This window comes from Streptomyces sp. NPDC057702 (assembly GCF_042799315.1).
Taxonomy (GTDB): Bacteria; Actinomycetota; Actinomycetes; order Streptomycetales; family Streptomycetaceae; genus Streptomyces.
In genome coordinates this window covers 1-23,484 of the sequence record NZ_JBHVJC010000021.1, presented here as the reverse complement: position 1 = coordinate 23,484, position 23,484 = coordinate 1, and the positions used below count along the sequence as shown (strand labels likewise).

Annotated in this window: 16 protein-coding genes; 9 read left to right on the top strand and 7 right to left on the bottom strand. The window is 74.3% G+C overall.

The window, feature by feature from the left end; genetic code table 11:
* Positions 1-160: 160 nt before the first annotated feature.
* The 4 genes from ACFVFR_RS17615 (at position 161) to xylB (ending at position 7,532) form a co-directional block, all read left to right on the top strand.
* The gene (locus ACFVFR_RS17615; RefSeq protein ID WP_383702453.1) at positions 161-3,139 is read left to right on the top strand and encodes a DEAD/DEAH box helicase; all 2,979 of its coding nucleotides are present in this window, start codon (positions 161-163) and stop codon (positions 3,137-3,139) included.
* A complete protein-coding gene (locus ACFVFR_RS17610; protein ID WP_383702450.1) occupies positions 3,139-4,524 on the top strand; it encodes an SWF or SNF family helicase in 1,386 nt (461 codons plus the stop codon). Before ACFVFR_RS17615 ends, ACFVFR_RS17610 begins: the two co-directional genes overlap by 1 nt.
* 547 nt (positions 4,525-5,071) lie before the next feature.
* Positions 5,072-5,941 carry a YceI family protein gene (locus ACFVFR_RS17605; RefSeq protein WP_383702448.1) on the top strand — a complete coding sequence of 290 codons (870 nt, stop codon included), beginning with the start codon at positions 5,072-5,074 and terminating at the stop codon, positions 5,939-5,941.
* A 148-nt stretch (positions 5,942-6,089) separates the two neighbouring features.
* Positions 6,090-7,532, top strand: a complete 1,443-nt coding sequence (gene xylB / locus ACFVFR_RS17600; RefSeq protein ID WP_383702446.1) for a xylulokinase — start codon at positions 6,090-6,092, stop codon at positions 7,530-7,532.
* A gap of 262 nt (positions 7,533-7,794) precedes the next feature.
* On the opposite strand, the gene ACFVFR_RS17595 is transcribed toward xylB, so the two are convergent.
* The gene (locus ACFVFR_RS17595; protein ID WP_383702444.1) at positions 7,795-8,283 is read right to left on the bottom strand and encodes a GNAT family N-acetyltransferase; all 489 of its coding nucleotides are present in this window, start codon (positions 8,281-8,283) and stop codon (positions 7,795-7,797) included.
* A gap of 206 nt (positions 8,284-8,489) precedes the next feature.
* Entirely contained in the window at positions 8,490-9,353 is an 864-nt protein-coding gene (locus tag ACFVFR_RS17590) for a phosphatidylinositol-specific phospholipase C/glycerophosphodiester phosphodiesterase family protein (RefSeq protein WP_383702442.1), read from the bottom strand.
* A 222-nt stretch (positions 9,354-9,575) separates the two neighbouring features.
* On the opposite strand from ACFVFR_RS17590, the gene ACFVFR_RS17585 reads away from it, so the two are divergent.
* The 4 genes from ACFVFR_RS17585 to ACFVFR_RS17570 all read left to right on the top strand — a co-directional run bounded on the left by ACFVFR_RS17585 (position 9,576) and on the right by ACFVFR_RS17570 (position 15,128).
* On the top strand, positions 9,576-10,820 hold the full coding sequence (locus tag ACFVFR_RS17585; protein WP_383702440.1) for a phosphodiester glycosidase family protein: 1,245 nt from the start codon (positions 9,576-9,578) through the stop codon (positions 10,818-10,820).
* Between the two features lie 118 nt (positions 10,821-10,938).
* Entirely contained in the window at positions 10,939-12,348 is a 1,410-nt protein-coding gene (locus ACFVFR_RS17580; protein WP_383702438.1) for a family 2B encapsulin nanocompartment shell protein, read from the top strand.
* 73 nt (positions 12,349-12,421) lie between these two features.
* Positions 12,422-13,825 carry a family 2B encapsulin nanocompartment shell protein gene (locus ACFVFR_RS17575; RefSeq protein WP_383702435.1) on the top strand — a complete coding sequence of 468 codons (1,404 nt, stop codon included), beginning with the start codon at positions 12,422-12,424 and terminating at the stop codon, positions 13,823-13,825.
* A 340-nt stretch (positions 13,826-14,165) separates the two neighbouring features.
* Positions 14,166-15,128, top strand: a complete 963-nt coding sequence (locus tag ACFVFR_RS17570) for a zinc-binding dehydrogenase (protein WP_383702433.1) — start codon at positions 14,166-14,168, stop codon at positions 15,126-15,128.
* Between the two features lie 117 nt (positions 15,129-15,245).
* Here the strand turns inward: ACFVFR_RS17570 and ACFVFR_RS17565 are convergent, their stop codons facing one another.
* From ACFVFR_RS17565 to ACFVFR_RS17545, 5 genes are read right to left on the bottom strand one after another with little or no spacing between them, the layout of a single operon-like run.
* Positions 15,246-15,914, bottom strand: a complete 669-nt coding sequence (locus ACFVFR_RS17565) for an ABC transporter ATP-binding protein (protein ID WP_383702431.1) — start codon at positions 15,912-15,914, stop codon at positions 15,246-15,248.
* Entirely contained in the window at positions 15,907-17,172 is a 1,266-nt protein-coding gene (locus tag ACFVFR_RS17560) for an ABC transporter ATP-binding protein (RefSeq protein ID WP_383702429.1), read from the bottom strand. Before ACFVFR_RS17560 ends, ACFVFR_RS17565 begins: the two co-directional genes overlap by 8 nt.
* A complete protein-coding gene (locus ACFVFR_RS17555; RefSeq protein ID WP_383702427.1) occupies positions 17,169-18,209 on the bottom strand; it encodes an ABC transporter permease in 1,041 nt (346 codons plus the stop codon). The genes ACFVFR_RS17560 and ACFVFR_RS17555 overlap by 4 nt, the downstream gene beginning before the upstream one ends.
* Complete coding sequence (locus ACFVFR_RS17550; RefSeq protein WP_383702665.1) at positions 18,202-19,167, bottom strand: ABC transporter permease; 966 nt, start codon at positions 19,165-19,167, stop codon at positions 18,202-18,204. Before ACFVFR_RS17550 ends, ACFVFR_RS17555 begins: the two co-directional genes overlap by 8 nt.
* A 35-nt stretch (positions 19,168-19,202) precedes the next feature.
* Positions 19,203-20,795, bottom strand: coding sequence for an ABC transporter substrate-binding protein (locus ACFVFR_RS17545; protein WP_383702425.1), 1,593 nt, complete (start codon positions 20,793-20,795; stop codon positions 19,203-19,205).
* 1,211 nt (positions 20,796-22,006) lie between these two features.
* On the opposite strand from ACFVFR_RS17545, the gene ACFVFR_RS17540 reads away from it, so the two are divergent.
* Positions 22,007-23,308: a transglycosylase family protein gene (locus ACFVFR_RS17540; protein ID WP_383702422.1), complete on the top strand. Its 1,302-nt coding sequence runs from the start codon at positions 22,007-22,009 to the stop codon at positions 23,306-23,308.
* The last annotated feature ends 176 nt before the right edge of the window (positions 23,309-23,484 follow it).

The following is a 23,484-nucleotide window of genomic DNA, read 5'->3' as shown; positions in this document are numbered from 1 at the left end:
GGGGCCGGGCGACCGGTTCACGTGGGCATGCCGCACGGTCGGTGTCGACCGCGACCGGGTGGAGGGGAGGGTGGCATTCCTCACGACGCGTAGCGGCCCGTCGACGCGTCGGGTCGGCTATTCTCGGCCGCCACCGGCGTTCACTAGTCAAATTTGAGGAATGCAGCAGCCTGTGATCCCATCTGCCCCCGCTCGCTCCCTGCCCCCCTCCCAGCTCGCCCAACTCGGCCGTTGCTCGGCCGTCTTCCTGCCCGGCGACCCGGCGCGCACCGGTCGGGTCGCCTTCTGGCAACCGTGGGACCCCACCGTCGCACCGCTCGCCCCCGACACCGGCCCTGCCCCGGAAGCCGACGCCGGCTCCACCGAGGAGGTGACCGTCGTCGTCGCGGAGGGCTCGGGCGTCGCGGCGCTGACCGTGTCGGCCACCGTGCTCCCCGTACGCGACGCGCTGCCGGCGCTCACCCGGGCCAGGGCCGCGCGCACGGACACGGCGGCGGCGTTCTGGGGCTCGGCCTCGGTGCTCGCCCTGCAACTGGCCGCCCGTGGGCGGCTGTTGCCCGGGCTGAGCGCCGGCGACCACGACGCCTGGCGGGTCGGCCCGCTCGACGAGGCGGACCTGCTGCGCGTGCGTGAGCTGGCCGCAGCCATGCCGCCGGCCGCGCACGCCGCGCCGCTCCCCCACTCCGACGACGCCCCCGAGGCACCCGGGGAGGTGGGTGACTGGCTGCTGGCCGAGCCCGAGCACCTGCTGCGCTCCTTCCTGGACGCGGTCGCCGACGGCCTGCCGCGCTCCCCCGCCGCCGCGCTCGCCACGGGTGGGCCGGCCTTCGCCGCACGGCAGCCCGTGCACCTGCCCGAACAGCGCGAGTGGGCCGCGAGCATCGCCGCCGGCCACGACGCCGGCGTACGGCTGTCGCTGCGCGTCGAGGTGCTGGGGCTGACGGCGCACGAGCTCGCCGACGAGACGGACGCCGACGACGACGGGCCTGGAGCGCGCTTTCGTGCCGTGCTCCAGCTCCACAGCGCCACCGACCCCACGTTGGTGGCCGACGCCGCCGAGGTGTGGGGTGGGGACGCGCACCTGGTCGCCGCGCTGGGCCCGCGAGCCCGCATGGACGCGCTGCTCACGCTGCGCCGGGCGGCCCTCGCCTGGGCCCCGCTGGCACCGTTGCTGTCGGCCGCCGTGCCGGACGCGATCGACCTGGCCGACGAGGAGGTGAGCGAGCTGCTCGGGCGGGCCTCGGGGGCGCTGGAGGCCGAGGGCGTACGCGTGCACTGGCCCAGGGAGCTGGCGCGGGAGCTGACCGCACGCGCCGTGGTCGGGCCACCCGACGACGCCACGCAGGACGGTTCCGGGCTACCGACCTTCCTGTCCGCCTCGGCGCTCCTGGACTTCAGCTGGCGGTTCGCCGTCGGCGACCTGGAGCTGACCCGCGCCGAGCTGGACCGTATCGCCGAGGCCAACCGGCCGGTGGTGCGGCTGCGCGACCAGTGGGTGCTCATCGATCCGGCGCTCGCGCGCCGCGCCCGCGAACGGCGCGACCACACGGTCACCCCGGTCGCCGCGCTGAGCGCCGCGCTCACCGGGCACACCGAGGTCGCCGGGGCCGAGGTGGAGGTGGAGGCGACGGGCTGGCTCGCCGCGCTCCGCGACCGCCTGGTGGGCCCGGGGGCCGACGGGGCGGGGGCCGAGCCGGTGCCGCAGCCCGCGGCACTCGCCGCGACGCTGCGCGACTACCAGTCGCGCGGACTGGCCTGGCTGCACCAGATGACCTCGCTCGGGCTCGGCGGTTGTCTCGCCGACGACATGGGCCTGGGCAAGACCATCACCCTGATCGCCCTGCACCTGCACCGGCAGACGGCGCCCGAGGCGGCCGGCCCCACGCTCGTGGTCTGCCCCACCTCGCTGCTCGGCAACTGGGAGCGGGAGATCAACACGTTCGCGCCGGGCACCCCGGTGCGCCGCTTTCACGGCTCCGCGCGGGACCTGGACACGGTGGTGGACGGCACGTTCGTGCTGACCACGTACGGCACGATGCGCCGGGACGCCGCGCGACTGGCCGAGGTGGGCTGGGGCATGGTGGTCGCCGACGAGGCACAGCACGTCAAGAACCCGTACGCGGCCACCGCGCGGGAGCTGCGCACCATCGGCGCCAAGGCACGGGTGGCGCTGACCGGCACACCGGTGGAGAACAACCTCTCCGAGCTGTGGGCCATCCTCGACTGGACCACGCCCGGCCTGCTGGGGCCGCTGGCGCGCTTCCGTACCCGCTACGGGCAGGCCGTGGAGGGCGGGGACACCACGGCGGCCGAGCGCCTGGGCCGGCTCGTCCGCCCCTTCCTGCTGCGCCGCCGCAAGTCCGACCCGGGCATCGCTCCGGAGCTGCCGCCCAAGACCGAGACCGACCGGGCCGTGGCGCTGACCAAGGAGCAGGCCGGCCTGTACGAGGCGGTGGTGCGCGAGACGCTGGCCGAGATCGCGGGCGCGGACGCCTTCGCCCGTCGTGGCCTGGTGATCAAACTGCTGACCGCGCTCAAACAGGTCTGCAACCACCCGGCGCAGTACCTGCGCGAGGACGCGCCGGTGATCGCGGGCCGCTCGGGCAAGCTGGAGCTGCTCGACGAACTGCTGGACACCGTGCTCGCCGAGGGCGCCAGCGTGCTGGTCTTCACCCAGTACGTCGTGATGGCGCGGCTGTTGGAACGGCATCTGGCCGCGCGGGGCGTGCCCACCCAGCTGCTGCACGGCGGCACGCCGGTGGCCCGCCGCGAGGAGATGGTGCGGGACTTCCAGGACGGGCGGGTGCCGGTCTTCCTGCTGTCCCTCAAGGCCGCCGGAACTGGTCTGAACCTCACCCGGGCTGAGCACGTCGTGCACTACGACCGGTGGTGGAACCCGGCGGTCGAGGCGCAGGCCACCGACCGGGCGTACCGCATCGGCCAGACCCAGCCGGTGCAGGTGCACCGCATCATCGCCGAGGGCACCGTGGAGGACCGCATCGCCGCCATGTTGGAGCGCAAGCGGGAACTGGCCGACGCCGTGCTCGGCTCCGGTGAGGTGGCGCTGACCGAGCTGTCCGACGCGGAGTTGACGGAGCTGGTGGCGCTACGCCCGACGAGTGCCAGGGAGGCCAACTGATGTCCCCCATCGACCCGAGCGGCCAGGGCGGGAACCCGACGGACGCGTACGAGGACGCCCCGGAAGCAGCGCGGGAGGCGCCCTCTCGCGCGGGCTCGGCCGGCGTCGAGCGCACCTTCGCGGCGCTGCCGCCCACGCAGGGGCGCGGCTTCGCCCGGACGTGGTGGGGCCAGGCGTGGCTCAAGGCCCTCGAGGACACGGCTCTGGACAACCAGCAGCTCAAGAAGGGTCGCCAACAGGCCCGGCTGGGCGCCGTCGGCGCGGTCAGCGTGCGCCCCGGGCGCATCACCGCCGTGGTGCGGGGTCAGGACGGCACGCCGTACCGCTCGGATGTCCTGCTGCGGGAGCTGACGGACGGCGAGTGGGACCGGTTCCTCGACATGGTCGCCGACCAGGCCGGACACATCGCGGCGCTGCTCGACCGCGACATGCCGCCGCACCTGGTGGAGGACGCCGCGGCGGCCGGCGTGGAGCTGCTGCCCGGCATCGGCGACCTGGAGCCCGAGTGCGGCTGTGAGGCGTGGGACCACTGCCCGCACACGACGGCGCTGTGCTACCAACTCGCCCGGCTGCTCGACCAGGACCCGTTCGTCCTGCTGCTGATGCGCGGGCGGGGCGAGCGCGCGGTGCTCGACGACCTCCAGGCGCGCTCGACGGTACGCGCCGCCGCCCACGCTCCGCAGCGCGCGAGCGCCGCGCCGACCCCGCGTACGGTCACGGCGCGCGCGGCGTTCGCGGAGGCCCTGGCCGTGGCTCCGCTGCCGGCCGCTCCGCCGCCGGTGGCGGAGCCGGGTCGGCCGCCGCGCCTGCGCGGGGACGAGCCAGCCGGCGCCACGGGGGCGGCCGGGCCACCCGCTCCCGACGCCGAGGCGCTGGAGTTCCTGGCCGCCGACGCGGCGGCGCGCGCCCACCACTTGCTGGCGCAGGCGTGCGCGCCGGGCCACGCGGACACGCCCGCGCGCGCGGAGCTGTCGGTGTGGCAGGACGCGGTGCGGCTGGCCGCGGCCGGGCCGGGGCCGCGCATCGCGGCCCGGCTCGCCGCGGGCTGCGGCCGGGAACCCGCCGATCTCGCACGCGCCGTACGGGCCTGGGAACACGGCGGGCGCGCGGCGCTGGACGTGCTCGACGAGCGGTGGACCCCGGACCCCGAGGCGCTGGCGCGCGCCGGCGCGCAGCTCGACCGGGCCTGGGAGGAGGAGGCGGGGCGGCCCGAGCTGGTGGCCGAGGGCAACTGGTGGACGCTGCGCGCGGGCCACGCCCAGCTCCGCTACGGCCGGGACGGCCGCTGGTGGCCGTTCCGGCGGGAGGGCGACCAGTGGCATTCGGCGGGCCCCGCGGCCACCGACCCGGCGGCGGCGCTGGCCGGCGCGCTCCGCGACGACTGACCGGCACGAGGCCCGACCGGGCGGCCGAGCGGCCAGCCGGGGCGCGGAATGTCGCGCGAGAGCGCGCGGGGCGGGTGCGGGGGTGGGGGCACCGTGGGGCGGGATGCTCGGCGCTCCCGCTCCTGGCGGGGCGTCGTCGAACGGGGCAGGGGGCGCGCGGACAGTGGCCAGGCCGATGTCCCCGACGCGTGACCCACCGGTGCTCGCGGAGGCGCGCGGGGACGGTGGGGTGAGCGCGACGGCGCGCCGGTGCGGCGGGGGCGGTCGCGGGGCGGGGCGGAGGCGACGCGAAGGCCGAGGCCGGGGCGCGTGAGGGCGCGGATGGGGTGCGGGTGGGCTGGGCGCGCGGGGGTGCGGGACGGCACGGGTACGGCGGCGTCGGGAGGCTCGCGGTGCCGCCGGCGGTGTCCGCACCCCGGGGCGCACTGGCCGCAGTTGACCGCCTTGTTTGCGATCGTGACGAGGGCTTGTGCTTTCTTGTCCCTTCTGATGACACAATGCGGTGGTCGCCCCTTCAACCACCTACTGCTCCAGAGAGGCCATGGGAATGGCATTTGCCCTACTTCGCCGTCGTCACCGCGTTACGGGGAGGGAGGCCACGCCCCTGCCACCAGGCTCCGGATCGCTGGAATGCGTGGTGCTCGACCCCGTACGGCTGCCGCTGCCCCGCGCCGAGGTTTCCGTTCGCGACGCCGACGGCCGGGAGGTGGTGCGTGGCCAGACCGACCCCAACGGCCGCTTCACCGCCACCGTGCGGCCCGGCTCCTACGGCCTGGCCATCACCTCCGAGGGCTACCAGCCCGTGCGTCGTGACTGCCAGGCCACCGGCGGGATCCGTACCGCCGTCGAGTCGGTGACGATGGACCTCGCCCCGCAGCCGGCACTGCCCGCCCCCGGCGCCTGGCGCATCGATCCCGACCACAGCGCGGTGCGCTTCGTCGCGCGACACATCGGGCTGGCCGCGGTGCACGGCCGGTTCAACCAGTTCGAGGGAACCATGACGGTCGGGGAGCGCATGGAGGACTCCCGGCTGGAGGTGGCGATCGAGACGGCGAGCATCGACACCAACGTGCGCCAGCGGGACGAGCACCTGCGCTCGGCGGAGTTCCTGGACGCGTCCACCTACCCGTACATGCACTTCGCCAGCGACCGCTTCGTCCACCGGGGTGGCTCCCGTTGGTCCGTCCAGGGCGCGCTGAACCTGCACGGCGTCAGCCGCAGCGTCGCGCTCGACACCCGCTACCTAGGTCTGGGCACCGGCATCGCCGGGGAGACCCGCGCCGCGTGCAGCGCGACGGCCGAGCTGCACCGCGAGGACTTCACCCTCGACTGGCGCACCATGCTCTCCCGGGGCATCGCGGTGGTCGGCGCGACCATCCGCGTCGAGCTCGACATCCAGGCCGTTCCCGAGGGCTAGCCGGCCGCCCGACACGGGTCAACGGCCGCCGTACGGGGGTCCGTTGCCACCTGGTGAGCGCGGCCCGCTCCCGTGGTGAGAGCCGGCAGCTACGATGCACGATCGCCCGTAGGGGACGTCGAGGCACCGCCAGGCTGGAGGAGAGCGCATGACCGTGGCCGCCGTACCGGAGGGACCGCTCGTCATCGGAGTGGACAGCTCCACGCAGTCCACCAAGGTGCTCGTGGTCGACACCGCGACGGGCTCCGTCCTGGCGCGCGGGCGAGCCGAACACACCGTCAGCCCGGGCCCGGCCAAGGAGAGTGACCCCCGACAGTGGTGGACGGCGCTGTGCGCGGCGCTGGAGCAGTGCGGTGACCACGCGCGCCAGGCCGCCGCCCTCTCCGTGGGCGCGCAACAGCACGGCCTGGTCACCCTCGACGCGACGGGCGAGCCGGTACGTCCGGCCGTGCTGTGGAACGACGTACGCTCGGCCGACCAACGCGACCGGCTGATCAGCGAGTTGGGCGGACCCGGGGCGTGGGCAAGGCGGCTGGGCAGCGTGCCCGCGCCGGCGTTCACGGTCACCAAGTGGGCGTGGCTACGTGAGAACGAGCCCGCGGCGGCGCGCGCGACGGCGGCGGTGCGGCTGCCGCACGACTACCTGACCGAGCGGCTCACCGGCCGGGCCGTCACCGACCGTGGAGACGCCTCGGGCACCGGCTGGTGGGCCACCGCCCACCGGGAGTACGACCAGCGGGTGCTGGAGCACGTGGGGCTGAGCCCGGACATGCTGCCCACGGTGCTGCGGCCCGGCGAGGCGGCCGGCACCGTGCAGCCCCGGCCCGACCTGCCGCTTCCGGCCGGCATGCTGGTCGCCACCGGCACGGGGGACAACATGGCGGCGGCCCTCGGACTGGGCCTGCCCGCCGAGCAACCCGTGCTCAGCCTGGGCACCTCGGGCACCGTCTACGCGGTCTCCGCCCGGCGCCCCACCGACCCGTCCGGCATCGTCGCGGGATTCGCCGACGCGCGCGACGCCTGGCTGCCGCTGGCCTGCACGCTCAACTGCACCCTGGCCGTGGACCGCTTCGCGACCCTGTTCGGCCGCGACCGCGAGGCGGTGGAACCGGGAGGCGCGGTGACGGTGCTGCCCTTCCTGGACGGCGAGCGCACCCCGCACCTGCCCGCGGCCACCGGCATGCTGCACGGCCTGCGCCACGACACGACCCCGGGCCAGGTGCTCCAGGCGGCGTACGACGGGGCGGTGTACGCGCTGCTCGCCGCGCTGGAGACGGTGGTGGGCCCGGACGCCGATCCGCGGGCCCCGATCCTCCTCATCGGCGGCGGGGCGCGGGGCACCGCGTGGCGCACCACGATCCAGCGGCTCAGCGGCCGACCGGTGCGGGTGCCGCGCGCCACCGACCTGGTGGCCCTGGGCGCCGCCGCCCAGGCCGCGGGGCTGCTGCTCGGCGAGGACCCGGTCGCGGTGGCCCGTCGCTGGGCGACGGCCGAGGGCCCGGCGTACGAGGCCGTGCCGCGCGATGACGCCACGCTGGCGCGCATCGCGGCGACACTCAAGGACGCCGGCACCCTGCTGGGCTCCGGCTGAACCGGGCGCGGACCGAGCCGGTGGGGCGGCCGACCCGGCGAGGCGGTCCGGCCGGGCGGGTCTCTCGCGCACGGGGTGGCCGAGGTCGGCGGAGGTCCGTCACGGGCTCGGGGTGTTGCCACTCCCTCACGCCCGTCGGGTGGCGAGCGCCCCCACGCCCGTCAGGTCCGTACGCCACCGGGGTGCGCGACGGGCAGGGTCCGCGGGGCGGCACCCCGCGCGACCGCGGACAGGCGACCGGGGCGGGCGACCGGGGCCCAGGTCAGAGCCGGCGGTGCATGATGTGCAGCCCGACGTACCCCTTGGTCGGGTGCTGGTAGCCCTCGGGCAGCGTGCCGATGATCTCGAAACCCAGGGACCGCCACAGGGCGACGGCGCGAGTATTGGTCTCGACCACCGCGTTGAACTGCATCGCCCGAAAACCGGCGGAGCGGGCCCAGTCCAGGGCGTAGCCACCCAGGGCCCGGCCCACACCGTGCCCGGAGGCGCGTGGGTCGACCATGAAGCTGGCGCTGGCGATGTGCGCGGCGGGGCCCATGTGGTTCGGGTTCATCTTCGCCGTGCCGAGGACCGTGCCGTCGTCGGCGACGGCGACCACCGTGCGGCTGGGCGGCGCGAGCATCCACATCTCCCGCGCCAGCTCCTCGCCGAGATCCCGGGGGAAGGTGTACGTCTCCCCCGCGACGACGATCTCGCGCAGGAAGGGCCAGATGGCCGGCCAGTGGTCGTCGGTGGCGAGAGTGATCCGCATGGCCGTCAGCATGCGCGAGAGCGGGTCGCGGAGCCAGCGATTTTCCGCCAGCCCCGCGCCGCCCACCGAGCCCGCGCCGGTGGGCGTACGGCGCGTGCCCGGGGGCGGGGGCGTGGCGCGCCGTGTCGGCGGGGCCACGAGCACGCGCGTGCCTGGCGTCGCCCCGCCACCGTCACGGCCATCCCGGGCCGGCCAGGTCGGGGGAGTCAGCGGGGCGCGCGCAGGAACGCCTCGAGGCCGGCCAGGTCGTCCGTGTTGAGGTGGTCGACGCCCGCGGCGAGCTGCTCGCTCCAGACCGCGTCACGCGCCGGCCCGGCCAGGTCCGGGGTGGCCCAGAAGCGCACCCGCTGCCGCCGTGCGTGGGCGGTGTCCACGATCTCCCGCAGCCGCGCCCGCTCGGTGGTGGGCATCGGGCCCACGCCCTGCCAGGTGAAGCTCTGTGACCAGTTACTGCTGATCAGCGGGATGAAGGAAGCGGGGACCCCGGTGTTCAGGTCCTCCAGGCGACCGTCGTAGAAGGCGTGCCGTACGCGCTCGGCCTCCATGGCCGGGCGCGCGGCGCGGTCGCCGGAGATCACCGGGGTGACCGCGCCCTCGAAGACCCGGCCGCCGGCGGCGAAGGTGAGCATCGAGCGGTAGCGGTGCAGCCGCTTGGAGAGCACCCGGTAGGTGGCGTCGCCCTGGTTCTTGATGTCGATGAGCAGTTGCAGCGACTGACGGTGACCCGGGTAGACCCGGCCGCCGCCCGCCCGCACCCGGCGCAGCAGCGGGTCCAGGTAGAGCCGCTCCAGGGTGCGCGTGGGGTCCAGATCCACCTCGTCGTGGGCGACCAGGAGCTGACCGTCCACCAGCCAGATATCGGCCTCAACGCTGGTGAAGCCGTGGCTGAGCGCGTCGTGGAGGGGGCGGGTGTGCTCGTAGTCGTTGTGCGCGTGCGCCTGGCGCAGCGGGGGCTTGCCGTGGCCGCCCGGGCGAGCGCCGTGGGTCCCGGCGTACGCGGGCACGGCGGCCCCGCCCGCCAGGGCGGCTCCGAGGGTGACGACGAACGCTCGGCGGGTGCTGTGGAGCATGGGGCCTCCTGGCTCTCACCCCGACCCGGGGCCGGGTGTGCACGACGGACGCCAGTGAGTATCGGGCGTGTCGGGGCCGTCGGACAGGGACGCGCGGAGAGTTCCGCAGGTGGTCGTCAGCCATTTCCCTGACGTTCTGAGCCTCTGGCGCGCGGTGGGGGGATGCCTGTGTTCGTGACGGGTTCTCAGCGAACGGCGACCGAGAGGCGGAGTGAGGCAGGCATGCGGAGACGGGTGAGTGGCGGGCGCGTGGCGCTGGGCGTGGTGGTGGCCTGGCTGGCGGTGCTCGGGGGCGGTCTGGTCAACGCGCCGGCGGTCAACGCGGCCGAGGCCGGGCCGCACTTCACACGGCGCGCGGCACTCGCGCCCGGGGTGGAGTACCGCGAGTTCTCCGTGGCCTCCGCGCACGGCACGGCGTACGGGCATCTGCTCTCGGTCGACCTGCGGACGCCGGGGCTCTCGCTCGACCTGGTCCACCCGGGTGCTGTGGGGGCGCGCGAGCCGCTGTCTCGGCTGGCGGGCCGGCGGGGCGCGGTGGCGGCGGTCAACGGCGACTTCTTCAACATCACCGAGACCCAGCACCCGGGCGTCGAGGCGACCGGCGCGCCGGTGGGGCCGGCCGTGGCCTCGGGGCAGCGGCTCAAGGGGGCGGTGCCGGTGGGCCAGCGCTTCGGCCCCAAGCTGCCGCCCGGTACGGACACCGAGGACGTCATCGCGATGGGCCGCGACCGCACCGCCCGCCTGGATCGCCTGCGGCTACGGGGCACGGTGCGCACGCCGCGTGGCGCGCTGGCGTTGCGTGGTCTGAACCAGTACGCGCTGGCACAGAACGGCATCGGGGCGTTCACCACGGCGTGGGGCCGGACCTCGCGGGTGCGGGCGACGTGCGGAACCGACACCGACCGCGGGGCGCCGTGCAGCACCGAGACCTACGAGGTGACGGTGCGTAAGGGACGGGTGAGCCAGGTGGCGCGGACGCCCGGGAGCGGGCCGGTGGCCGCGGACTCGGTGGTCCTGGTGGGGCGGGAGGCGGGTGCCACCGCACTGCGGGAGCTGGCCGTGGGCGACCGCGTGGCGGTACGCCACGCGCTGGCGGCCAGCCGTCCGGGACCGCTGGCCTTCGCCGTCGGGGGTTACCCGATCGCGCGCGGACACCAGCCGCTGGACGGCCTGGACGACAACACCTCGGCCGTGCGCTCGGCGGCCGGCATCGGGGCCGGCGGGCACCGGGTGTACCTGCTGTCGCTGGACGGGCGGGCGGAGTACCGCGCGGGGCTGACCATCGCCGAACTGGCCGGGCTGATGCTGACGCTGGGCGCCGACGACGCGGTGAACCTGGACGGCGGAGGCTCGTCCACGATGGTCACGCGCGCGCCGGGCACGCCCGAGCCGACGGTACGCAACAACCCGTCAGGTGGGACCGAACGACCGGTGCCGAATGGGATTGGAGTATTTACCGCGATTTAACTCATAGCTTTATGCCACTCTTTCGAGTGAATGCAACTACTAAAGGTCGCTGATACCTTCGGGACTGCCGCGGGGGTGCCCCCTCCGCATGTCCGTTTCGGGGTTAGGTGACCATTTAATGACAACGTCAGTGGAATCGAGTTCGGCCGGCGCGGGCCAGCAGTCGCAGCTAAGCCTGAGCACGGATGCCGCTCGGAATCTCGCCACGACGACCAAGACGGTTCCGCAGATGCAGGGAATCACCTCGCGGTGGTTGCTGCGCGTCCTGCCGTGGATTCCCGTATCCAGCGGCGCCTACCGGGTGAACCGCCGGCTGAGCTACACGGTGGGCGACGGCCGGGTCACGTTTTCCAGCACCGGCTCCGAAGTACGGGTCATTCCGCCGGAGCTGCGTGAGCTGCCGCTGCTGCGGGACCTGAGCGCGGACGCCGCGCTGACCGCGCTCGCGGATCGTTTCACCCAGCGCGACTTCGCCCCCGGCGACGTACTGGTCGAGGCGGGTCAGCCCGCGGACCAGGTGGTGCTGATCGCGCACGGCAAGCTCAACAAGATCGGCACCGGCAAGTACGGCGACGAGACCGTCCTTGGCGTACTCGCCGACGGCGACCACGTCGGCGACGACGGGCTGGCGGGTCCCGAGCGCGTGTGGCCGTTCACGATCAAGGCGCTGACCAGCGGCACGGCACTCACCCTGACTCGGGAGTCCTTCCAGGGCGTGGCCGACGCGGACGCGGAGCTCGGCGCGCACGTCGAGCGTTTCCTGAGCGAGGGCGAGCGCCCGCGCAACGCGCAGGGTGAGGCCGAGATCTCGGTGGCCGCCGGACACGTGGGCGAGCCCGCGCTCGGCGGGACCTTCGTGGACTACGAGTTGGCGCCCCGGGAGTACGAGCTCAGCGTCGCCCAAACGGTCCTGCGCGTCCACACCCGCGTCGCCGACCTCTACAACGAACCCATGAACCAGGTCGAAGAGCAGCTCCGACTCACCGTCGAAGCACTCCGCGAACGCCAAGAGCACGAAATGATCAACAACCGCGACTTCGGCCTCCTCCACAACGCCGACCTCAGCCAGCGCATCCACACCCGCAGCGGCCCGCCCACCCCCGACGACCTCGACGAACTGCTGGCCACGGTCTGGAAGGACCCGGGCGTTATCCTGGCGCACCCGAAGGCCATCGCGGCCATCGCGCGGCAATTCAACGCCCACGGCATCTATCCGCAAAGCGTTGACTACGGTGGCCACGCGGTGCCGGCCTGGCGGGGTGTTCCCGTGCTCCCCTGCAACAAAATCGGGGTGAGCGAGAGCGGCACGACATCGATCCTCGTGATGCGTACCGGTCAAGAAAACCAGGGCGTGGTCGGTCTGCAGCCGACCGCGCTGCCCGACGAACTCCAGCCGGGCCTTTCGGTTCGCTTCATGGGAATCAGCGAACAAGCCATCATGTCCTACCTCGTCAGCGCCTACTACTCGGCTGCCGTTCTCGTGCCGGACGCCCTCGGCATTCTCGAAGACGTGGAAATCGGCCGCTGATCCCTCCGCCGGCCGCAACATCTCCAGCGGCCACTTCCGGCATCGCAAGGTTTTTAGAAAGGTTGTTTAAAGAATGACGACTTCCGCGGAAACGGGTTCGACCACCGGCGGCGAGCGGCAGCTCAGCCTGGGTACGGCCGCGGCACGCAATCTGGCCACCACCACCAAGACCGTCCCGCAGATGCAGGGCATCTCGACACGGTGGCTGCTCCGGGTGCTGCCCTGGGTGCAGGTCCAGGCCGGCACGTACCGGGTGAACCGGCGGTTGACGTACACGGTCGGAGACGGCCGGGTCGAGTTCGTCACCACGGGCGCCGAGGTGCGGGTGATCCCACCGGAGCTCGGTGAGCTGCCGCTGCTGCGCGGCTTCGCGGACTCCGCCGCGCTGGAGGCGCTGGCGGGCGCCTTCGAGCAGCGGGAGTACGACGCGGGCAGCGTGCTGGTCGAGGCGGGTCAGCCCGCGGACCAGGTGGTGCTGATCGCGCACGGCAAGCTCAACAAGATCGGCACCGGCAAGTACGGCGACGAGACCGTCCTTGGCGTACTCGCCGACGGCGACTACTTCGGCGACCGCGTGCCGGTGGACCAGGACGGCGTGTGGGAGTACACGGTCAAGGCCGTGACCCGGGCCACCGTGCTCACACTCTCCCGGCAGGCGTACCAGACCGTCGCCGAGCGGCACTCCGCGCTCACCGCGCACACCGAGGCGTTCGCGACCCGGCCGGACCTGCCCACCAACCGGCGTGGTGAGGCCGACATCGCGGTGGCCTCCGGCCATGCGGGCGAGCCGGTGCTGGACGGCACCTTCGTGGACTACGAGTTGGCGCCCCGGGAGTACGAGCTCAGCGTCGCCCAAACGGTCCTGCGCGTCCACACCCGCGTCGCCGACCTCTACAACGAACCCATGAACCAGGTCGAAGAGCAGCTCCGACTCACCGTCGAAGCACTCCGCGAACGCCAAGAGCACGAAATGATCAACAACCGCGACTTCGGCCTCCTCCACAACGCCGACCTCAGCCAGCGCATCCACACCCGCAGCGGCCCGCCCACCCCCGACGACCTCGACGAACTGCTGGCGCGTCGGCGCAAGACGCAGTACCTGCTGGCGCACCCGCGCACCATCGCCGCCTTCGGCCGCGAGTGCAACAGCCGGGGTCTGTACCCGACGGGCATCGACTTCATGGGCTCCACGGTGCGGGCCTGGCGCGGGGTGCCGCTGCTGCCCTGCAACAAGATCCCGATCAGCGAGACCGGTACGAGCTCGATCCTCGCCATGCGTACCGGCGAGGCGGACCAGGGTGTCGTCGGCCTGCACCAGACCGGCATCCCGGACGAGTACCAGCCGAGCCTGAACGTCCGCTTCATGGGCATCAGCGAGCAGGCCGTCTCGTCCTACCTGGTCAGCGCCTACTACTCGGCCGCCGTCCTGGTTCCGGACGCGCTGGGCGTACTGGAGGACGTGGAGATCGGTCTCTGAGTTCTCCCCGTTCGCCGAGGTGAGCGAGCGGCCGTGGGGCTCGGGCGGCGTCCCGGGCTCTACGGCCGCTTCCGCGTTCGGGGGGGCGCGGTCGGCGCGGAGTGTGAGGCAATCACCCGGCCATCGCTCTCACTTCGGCCCCCGGGGCGGGTGGCTCGGTTAGCGTCCCTGGCACAGCGGTTCGCCACGGCGCACAGCGCCCGTGACGGGGCCACCGTCGCGTGGTCGCCGCGCCCGCGCCGTCTTCGGCGACGGGCGTGCGGGAGACCACCGCGCCGGTAGGTCGTACGGTCGCGCCCAGCCGCTGACCACTTGGGTCGAGAGAACACGGAGAACCACGGTGAAGGCGATCGCGGTACGGACGTACGGCGCCCCCGAAGGGCTGGCGGTGGTGGAGCTGCCGACACCGGAGCCCGCCGCCGGGCAGGTGCTCATCGCGACGGAGGCGGCGGGGGTCGGCGGGGTCGACGCCGTCATCCGCCGTGGAACGCTGGCCGACCTCGGCTTCGCGCCGGGGCACGTGCTCGGCGGCGAGGTGGCGGGCACCGTCACATCGGTCGGCGACGGCGTCGACGCGTCGTGGGTGGGCCGACGGGTGTGGGGGTTCACCGGCACCGGCGGCGGCTACGTCGAACAGGCGCTGGCCCGCGTCCAGGACGTCCTGCCGCTCCCCGCCGACCTCTCGGCCATACGCGCGGTGACCCTCGGCGGCTCGGGGATCGTCGCCCACTTCGGGCTCGCGCAGGCCCGGTTCGAGCCCGGCAACGCGGTTCTGGTGCGCGGCGCGGCGGGCAGCATCGGCATCGCGGCGGTACAGCTCGCGGCGGGTCGAGGCGCGTCGGCGGTGGCCGTCACCACCTCCTCGGCCGAGCGCGGCGAGCGCCTGCGCCGGCTGGGCGCGAGCCATGTCCTGGACCGCTCCGGGGCCGGCGACCGGGACGCGCCCGAGGGCTACGACGTGATCATCGACGTCGTGGCCGGCCCCGACCTGTCCACGTTCCTCGACCGGCTGCGGCCCAACGGCCGGCTGGTCAGCGTCGGGATCCTCGGCGGCTGGCCGCCGGCCGACCTCGGTGCGAGGATCATGTCCGCCTTCAGCAGGTCGCTGTCCTTCGGGTTCTTCAGCGCGGACTCCATCCCCGCGGCCGACCAGCACGTCGTGCGCGGCGAGCAGTTCGGCGCCGCGGGGCGGGGTGAGCTCCAGACGGTGGTGCACGAGGTGCTGCCGCTGGAGCAGGCCGTACTGGCCCATCGGAAGATGGACGCGGGCGAGGTCTTCGGGCGGATCGTGCTGACGCCCTGACCCGCTCCGGCCGGGCGGCCTCGTGGCTGCCCGTCGGCGCCCCGCCCCGGTCGAGCGCGTCGGCGGGACCAGCCCACGTGGGCCTCGCGAAGGCCACCGGCCCCGGGCCGGCCGGCGTCAGCTCGTCGGGGAGTCGACCAGTTCGGACCAGGCGACCGTGCGATCACACCAGCGGGCGAGGAGCGCGCTGTCGTGCCCCACGGCGAGCAGACCGGCGCCGCTCTCCCGCCGGTACTCCTCGACCACGTGCACCAGCGCGGCGGTCGTGGAGGCGTCGAGCATGGCGGTCATCTCGTCGCAGACCAGCCAGCGCGGGCGCAGCGCGAGCGCGCGGGCCAGGCAGGCCCGTTGCAGCTGACCGTCGCTGACCTCGTGCGGGCGGCGTGCCAACAGGTCGTCGCCCAGTCCCACCCGACGCGCCAGCTCGGCCGTGCGCGAGGCCGCAGCGCTCCCCTGGCCGGTGGCTCGCAGCGGCTCCGCGATCAGGTCGGCGAGCCGCAGCCGCGGGTCGGCGGAGAGCCGAGGTTGCTGGAAGATGACGCCGTACGCGGTGCGTTGGGCGCGGGGGGCGCGGTGGCGCCAGCCACGGGCGGCCTCGCCGTCGAGCAGGACGCGCCCCCGGTCAGGCCGGTGCAGCAGGGCGGCCACGCGGGCCAGGGTCGACTTGCCGCAACCGCTGGGGCCGAGCAGCCCCACGGCCTCGCCGTCCGCGATGCGCAGCGAGACGCCACGGACCACGGGAGAGCGCCGCTCGTATCCGGCCGTGATGTCGCACAGCTCAAGCATGGTGGGCCTCGTCGGTACGCGGCCCGGGGGCCTGGGGTGCGGCCGGAGTCGGCGGGGTCCGCCCCGGCTCCGGCTGGGCCGGGGGGTGCGCGGTCGGCCCGGTCTGGGCCGGGGCGCGAGGTGGCGCGTGGTGGCAGGCCACGTCATCCCGGAGGGCGGGCAGGGCGGCGCACCGCTCGGTCGCCTGGTCGCAGCGGGGTGCGAAGGCGCAGCCGGCCGGCAGGTCGCCGAGTTCGGGGGGCATGCCGGGGATGGGGGTGAACGACCGCTCGGGCAGGGCGTCGAGCAGGCGCCTGGCGTAGGGGTGGCGGGGGCCGGGGGCGCCGAAGAAGGCGCGCGCGTCGGCGATCTCCACGATGCGGCCCGCGTACATCACGGCGACCCGGTCGGCGACGCGCTCCGCGGCGAGCAGGTCGTGAGTGATCATGAGCAGCGCGCGGGCCCTGGGAGCGTCGTCGTCCGACGTGCGGGGTGGGGGTGCCGCGGTGGGCGACTGGCCGGCGCTCGCCCCGATGGGTGCCGCGTCCTGTGGCGTGCCGGTGTCGGGGGCCGGGCGTGGGTCGGGCTCGTCCGGGGCGCGGTGGGCGAGGGTCGAGGCTGGTGCCGGGGTCGGCGTCGGCGAGATGTGGCGGCGTAGCTCATCCACGGTGCGCTCCACCAGGTCACGGTCGAGGCCGGTGGTCGGTTCGTCGGCGAGCAGCAGCGCCGCGTCGCCCACCAGGGCGAGGGCGGTGGCCGCGCGCTGGGCGAGGCCGCCGGAGAGCTGGTGGGGGTAGCGGTCCAGGTGGTCGGCGGGGAACGCGGCCCGCTCGGCCGCCGCCTGGGCCGCGGCCCGCAGCTTCGGCCGGCGGGTCCCGGTCAGCTCCCGCACCGTCTCCTCCAGCTGGGCCCGTATGGTGCGCACCGGTGTGAGGTGGGCGGAGGGGCTCTGCGGTACGAGGCCCACGCGCCTGCCGCGTACGGTGCGCGAGAGCAGGCGTTCGTCGGCGCCCAGCAGTTCGACGGGCTCGGCGTCGGTCGGGCCGGCGAGGTGGGCGGTGCCGGCCGTCTCGGCGTTGCCCGGCAGGAGCCCGAGCAACGCGGAGGCCAGCACGGACTTGCCGCAGCCGCTCTCCCCCACCAGGGCCAGGCACTCGCCGGGTCGCAGGGCGAAGGTGGCGTCGGTGACGGCGGCGACGTAGCGGCCGGCACGCATCCGGAAGCGGACCGAGAGGCCGTCCACGGCGAGGACCGGGGGCTGCCGGTCGGGACCTGTCACAGGGTCAGCTCCGATCGGCGACGGGGGTTGATGCGTTCGCGCCAGGCGCCGGCGAGGCCGGCGATGGCCAGCGTGGGGATGATGATCAGCAGGCCGGGGAAGAGGGTGGGCCACCAGTCGCCGGCCAGCAGCGAGCTGCGCGCGCCCTGCACCATGGCGCCCAGGCTGGCCTTGTGGCTGGGCAGGCCGAGGCCGAGGAAGGAGAGCGCGGACTCGTGCCAGATGGCGTGCGGCACCATCAGCACGGCCGCGAGCCCGGCCTGGGGCGCTACGGCGGGCAGCAGGTGGCGCACCGTCACGCGCAGCCGGGAGGCCCCGCCGGAGATGGCCGCCTCCACGTAGGGGCGGGTGCGCAGCGAGAGGATCTCGGCGCGCACGATGCGGGCGGTGGACAGCCAGTGGGTGAGCCCGACCGAGATCACCACGGGCCAGACACCGGGTTGGAACATGGCCACGATGAAGATGCCGAGCAGCAGGTGCGGCACCGAGGAGAAGACGTCCACGAGCCGCATCACGACGCGGTCGGGCCAGCCACCGAGGGCGCCGGCGAGCGCGCCGACGGTAGTGCCGATCACGGTGGCGGCCAGCGCCGCGACGACGCCGACCAGCAGGGACACCCGCAGTCCGTAGACGCAGCGCAGCAGCAGGTCGCGGCCGACGTCGTCGGTGCCGAAGGGGTGGTCGAGCGAGGGGGCCAGCAGCTTGTCGGCCAGGTGGACGGCCTGTTCGTCCAGCGGGAAGAACAGCGGGACCAGCAGGACGGTGGCCACGATGGCCGCGACGAGCCCGGCGCTGACGCGTGCCCGCAGGGCGTGGCCGCCGCGCCGGGCGCCGGCGGCGCGTGACCGCCAGCGGGGCGCGGTGGTGGTCGGGTCGGTCGCCGCCTCCACCGTCGGCGCGGTGGAGACCTCGGTGGCGGGTGGCGGTGTCGCGGTCCCGGGGGTCGGCGTCTGGGGCTGGTGGGCGTGGTCGGAGCGCGGCTCGACATCGTGGTCGGGTCGCTGGTCGCGGTCGAGGGGGCGGCTCTGCTCAGCCATCGAAGCCCACCCGGGGGTCGGCGAGGCCGTACAGCAGGTCGGAGAGCAGGTTGCCGGCGAGCACCGCCAGGGTGGCCAGCACCGTGAGGGCCGCGAGCAGCGGGAAGTCCACGCTGGTGGCCGCCTCGACGGTGGCGGAGGCGATGCCGGGCCAGCTGAACACGGTCTCGATCAGCAGGGCTCCGGTGATCAGCTCGGGAACCCGGGAGCCCACCAGGGTGAGCACCGGCAGCAGCCCGGACCGCAGGGCGTGGCCGAAGAGGACGGTGCGCTCGCCGAGGCCGCGGGCGCGGGCGCCACGTACGGGGTCCTCCTCCAGCGCGTCGGCCACACCCTGGCGTACGTACAGCACGAACCACGGGAGCTGGGAGACGGCGAGCACGGCGGCCGGCAGGATCAGGTGGTGGGCGACCTGGCCGGTGGTGGCGACCTCGCTGGCGGTGTCGGTCAGTCCGCCGGCGGGCAGCGCGTCCAGCTTGAGGGCGAACAGCCACACGGCCAGCAGCCCGAGCCAGAACGGCGGGGCGGCCTCCAGGGTGTAGCAGACGAAGGTGATCGCGCGGTCGTACAGCCCGCCCCGTCGGCGGGCGGCCAGGACACCGAGGACGGTGCCGCCGAGGAGGGCCAGGGCGAAGGCGACCGCGCACAGCAGCGTGGACCAGCCGATGCGTTCCGTGATGACCTGGGCCACGGGCTGCCGCAGCGCGTTGGAGTCGCCCAGGTCGCCGGTGACGGCCGAGGTCAGCCAGTTCCACCAGCGGACGGCGAACGGGTCGTCCGCGCCCAGGTTCGCGCGCAACTGGTCCAGGTTCTCCTGCGAGGCGGTGAGCCCGGCGGTGCCGGCGTACGCCTTGACGGGGTCGAAGGGCGAGGCGGCGGCGATGGCGAAGACGCCGAAGGTCACGCAGAGCAGCACGGGCACCGCGAACAGCACCCGGCGCCCGACCAGCCGCGCCATCGAGAGCCAGGGCAGGCCCGGACGCCGGGTTCGCGTCACTTCTTCGGCCGCCAGTCCTCGACGTCCCACCACGGGCCGGAGGCCAGGCCGTGGTCGTGCGGCTCGACCTGGGTGGTCAGCGGCGCCCAGCGGTCGGCCAGGACGTAGAGGTGGTCGATGTGGGTGAGGAAGGTGTAGCCGGGGTCCTTGACGAGTTCGCGCTGGACGGTGTCGTACGCGGCCTTGCGCTGGGCCTTGTCACCGCTGCGCCGGCCCTCGGCGAGCGCCTTGTCGACGGCCGGGTTGTCGTAGTACGCCATGTTGTTGAAGCCGTCGCCGGCCAGGGCGGAGTTGAGCAGCGTGTACTGGTCGAAGTCGGGGTCGGCCGGGCTGCCGCCGCCCGCGAGGACCGCGTCCCGCTTCATCCGTGGCTCGATGACCTCCCAGGTGCCGGACTGCACCTTGATCTCGATGCCGGCCTTCTTGGCGTCGGAGGCGTAGGCCAGGGCGTGGTCCTGGCGGAGCTTGTCGCCACTGAGGTACCAGAGGGTGAACGAGGCGCGCTCGCCGTCCTTCGCGCGGACGCCGCCCTTGCCCGGCTTCCACCCCGCCTGGTCCAGGATGCGCTGGGCGGCCGGCAGGTCGTGGCGGCGTTCGGTGCCCCGGGTGAACCACTGGCTGTCGGTGGGGACCGGGCCGTAGGCGGCCTTGCCCGCGCCGTCCAGGATGCCGTCCACCATGGCCTGCCGGTCCACGGCCACGTCGAGCGCGCGGCGCACGGCGCGGTCGCCGGTGACCGCGTTGTCGCTGGGCAGCGTCACGTTGCGGTAGTCGTAGGTCTTGGCGGTCAGGGTGCGCAGGCCCTTGTCGCTCTTGAAGGTGGCGGCGAGGTTGGGCGGCAGGATGGCGCCGTCGAGGTCGCCCGAGCGCAGCCGGGTGGCACGTACGTCGTCGTCCTTGATGATCGCCATCGTGAACTTCTTGATCTTCGGCTCGCCGCCCCAGTAGGTGGGGTTGGCCTTGAAGACCAGCTTCTCGCCCTTGCTCCAGCTGCTGAGGACGTAGGGTCCCGTTCCGACGGGCTTGGTCGTGAAGGAACCGGTGTTCACGTCCTGCTGACCGGCGACGTGCTGGGGCGCGATGGGCAGCACGGTGCGCTCGGCGAACGGCGCGTAGGGGTACTTCAGACGGAAGACGACCGTCTTGCCGTCCTTCTTCTCGACACTTGCGACCGCGTCGAGTTCGGTCTTGGACGCGTTGTTGGTCTTCTTGTCGAGGATGGTGCGGTAGGTGAAGACCACGTCGTCCGCGGTGAAGGGCTCCCCGTCGCTGAAGCGCACCCCGTCACGCAGGGTGTAGGTGTACGTCAGCCCGTCGCCGGAGATGTTCGGCAGCCGGGCGGCGAGGGCGGGCTTGAGCCGCATCGTCGCGTCGTGTGTCAGCAGCCCGTCGAAGATCTTGGAGTTGCCGTCCTTGCCGTAGCCCAGGAGCGGGCTGAGGGTGTCGGGTTCGTACGCGATGCCGACGACCGCCGCGTCCTTGGGGCCACCGCTCTTGCCGTCGTCCGGGGTGGAGCACGCTGCCGCGCCCACTGCCAGGACGCCCGCCGTCGTCGCGGCGGTCAGGGTCCGTATCGTCCGGGCCGTCATGCCCCACCTCTGTTGAAGATCAACCGTTACTGCGAAACGGTCGCAATTAAACAACATGTCGAAGGACAAGCCCAGAGGGGGTGCGGACCCGGTCACGCACGGCTATGAAGTGCCCGTTCGCGGACAGGGGACCTGCTGGCCGGCGGCCCGCCGACACGACGGTTCGGGGTGGCGCCGGGGCGGGTCCCAGGGGCGTCGGACGGGAGCGGGCGAGGTCGAGGCCGGCGACGCGGCGCGCGGGTGCGCCGTCGAGGTCGCCGCGGGCCAGGGTGCGGGGCAGGTCCAGCGGGGTGACCGGGTGCACTCGCCCCCGCGTGGAGACGGTCGGGCCCGGCCGTCTCCACGGCGTACGGCCCGGTGCCGTACGGGCCGCGCGCCGGGGCCGGCGGACGTCGGCGGGAAGCGCGGCGGCGACGCTGGTGACGTGGCCGGTGAGGGTGGCGCGCGTCGACGCGTACGGAGGTGGTCTGGGGCGCGCCGAGGGCGCTGGACAGCGGTATGGCCAGCACTCCGATCCACTCCCCCGCCGCGAGCGCCGCCAGCAGGTCGGCGGCCACCCCCGGTCGGCCTCCCGGGCGTCGCGTAGCGCCCGCCCACCATCCCGTACAGCCCGCCACTCGACGCCTCGACCGCCCCGTCCCGCCCGCCCACCGCCCCGGACGCGGCCCGGCTCACCCCGTCCGGTGGGCCCACCACCTCGTACGTCGTCTCGTCGGCGCGCGCGGCCTGGCCGCGTCGCTGCGTCGCTCCCGGAGCCGCCGTCGGGGACGTGCGCCGGCGCCTGGTCGCACTCGGCCCGCCGCTTTCGCGCACCCGCCGTGCCCGCATGTGCTGGCCTCCCGTGCCCCGTCGAGGTGGCATGGGCGCGGGGGTGCGCCCGGGGCGCACCCTCACCAGTCGGTACGCCGCCAGGACGACAGTTCACCGGGTCGGGTGAAGCCCGTGCGGGGACAGGCGGAGCCGGCTCCGGCGCCGGGCCCGCAGGGCGGCGACCGGGCCAACCGCCTTTGACCTGGGGCGTGTTCGGAGGCGGCGCCCTGTCGCGCCGGCGGTGGCGGGCGCCGTGCGCGGCAGTCGTTCCGGCGGGTGGTGCGCGGCGGGCGCGCGAGGGGGTGGGCGGGGGCGGATGCCCCCTTGTAGGGAGTTCGGCGGCGGCCCTACGCTGTGGCGCGCCGAACACCCGTCCACGGGTGCAGCGAGAGGAACGCGCTATGTCCGTACGTGGCCGCCATCGCCGTCAGCAGCCCAGCCGGGTCTCCCGGGCCTCGCTCACCGTCACCGCCGGCGGTGCGGGGATGGCCCTGCCGCTCGTCGCGGCGGCGGGGGTGAGCGCCGCCTCCCCGGAAGCCTGGGACAAGGTGGCCCGCTGTGAGAGCACCAGCGACTGGGACATCAACACGGGGAACGGCTACTACGGCGGGCTCCAGTTCTCGCAGAGCACCTGGCGGGAGTACGGCGGCGCGGCGTACGCCCCGCGCGCGGACCTGGCCACGCGGGAGCAGCAGATAGCGGTGGCCGAGAAGGTGTTGGCCGCGCAGGGCCCGCGTGCCTGGCCCAACTGCTCCGACGACGGGGCCCTGACCCGGGCCGACGCGCTGCCCCGGACCCACGCCGCCCCCGCTCCGGCGCGCCAGGTCACGCCGGCGGCGCAGGCGCGGTCGAAGGTCGAGACCACGCCCACCTCGCTGCCCGGCCGTGGCCCCAAGGCCGGGCCGTACGTGGTGGTGGGCGGCGACACGCTCTCCGGCATCGCCGACGAGCACGCGGTGCGCGGGGGGTGGCGGGGCCTGTACCAGGCCAACCGGCCCACCGTCGGCGACGATCCGAACCTGATCCTGCCGGGCCAGCGACTGTCGCTTGGGGGCGGCTCGGTCGCGCCGGCCCGGCCGGGAACCGTCCAGCCCGGGAAGCCCCAGGCCAGGACGCCGCGCGCCACGCCAAGACCCCAGCCGAAGGCACCCGAGCGGCCCAGGGCGAAGCCGGTCCCCAAGGACGAGGGCCGCCAGCAGGTCAGCAAGCCCGCGCCCAGGCCGGTCCGCAAGCCGGTGGCCAAGCCCGCTCCACAGCCGACCCAGCGGCAGCGCAGCCGGCCGGCCGCCGAGGCCGGCGGCTACACCGCGCCGGTCAGCGGCGCGAGCGTCACCACCGGGTACCGGGTGGCCGGTTCGAGCTGGTCTCGCGGCTACCACACCGGCATCGACTTCCCGGTGTCCATCGGCACCTCGGTCAAGGCGGTCGGCCCCGGCACGGTCGTCTCCTCCGGCTGGGGCGGCGCGTACGGATACCAGGTCGTGATCCGGCACGCGGACGGCCGCTACAGCCAGTACGCCCACCTGTCGCAGATACTGGTGCGCGAGGGGCAGCCCGTCAGCGGCGGTCAGCGCATCGGCCGTTCGGGCTCCACCGGCAACAGCACCGGGCCGCACCTGCACTTCGAGATCCGCACCGGGCCCGGCTACGGCTCGGATGTGAACCCGCTGGCCTATCTGCGCTCACACGGCGTCAGCATCTAGCCCCCGACGGTCGCCGGGCCCCGGACGCCTGGCGGCGCGGCACCGGCCCGGGGGGGTGGGCGCCCCCCCCCCCCCGGCGCCGGCCTGCCCTAACTGGTGGGGGGGCCCCCCCCCCACCGCCTCCTCCTCGGTACGGAAGGTCTCCACCGTGAGGATGGGCCCGAACGTCTCCTCGC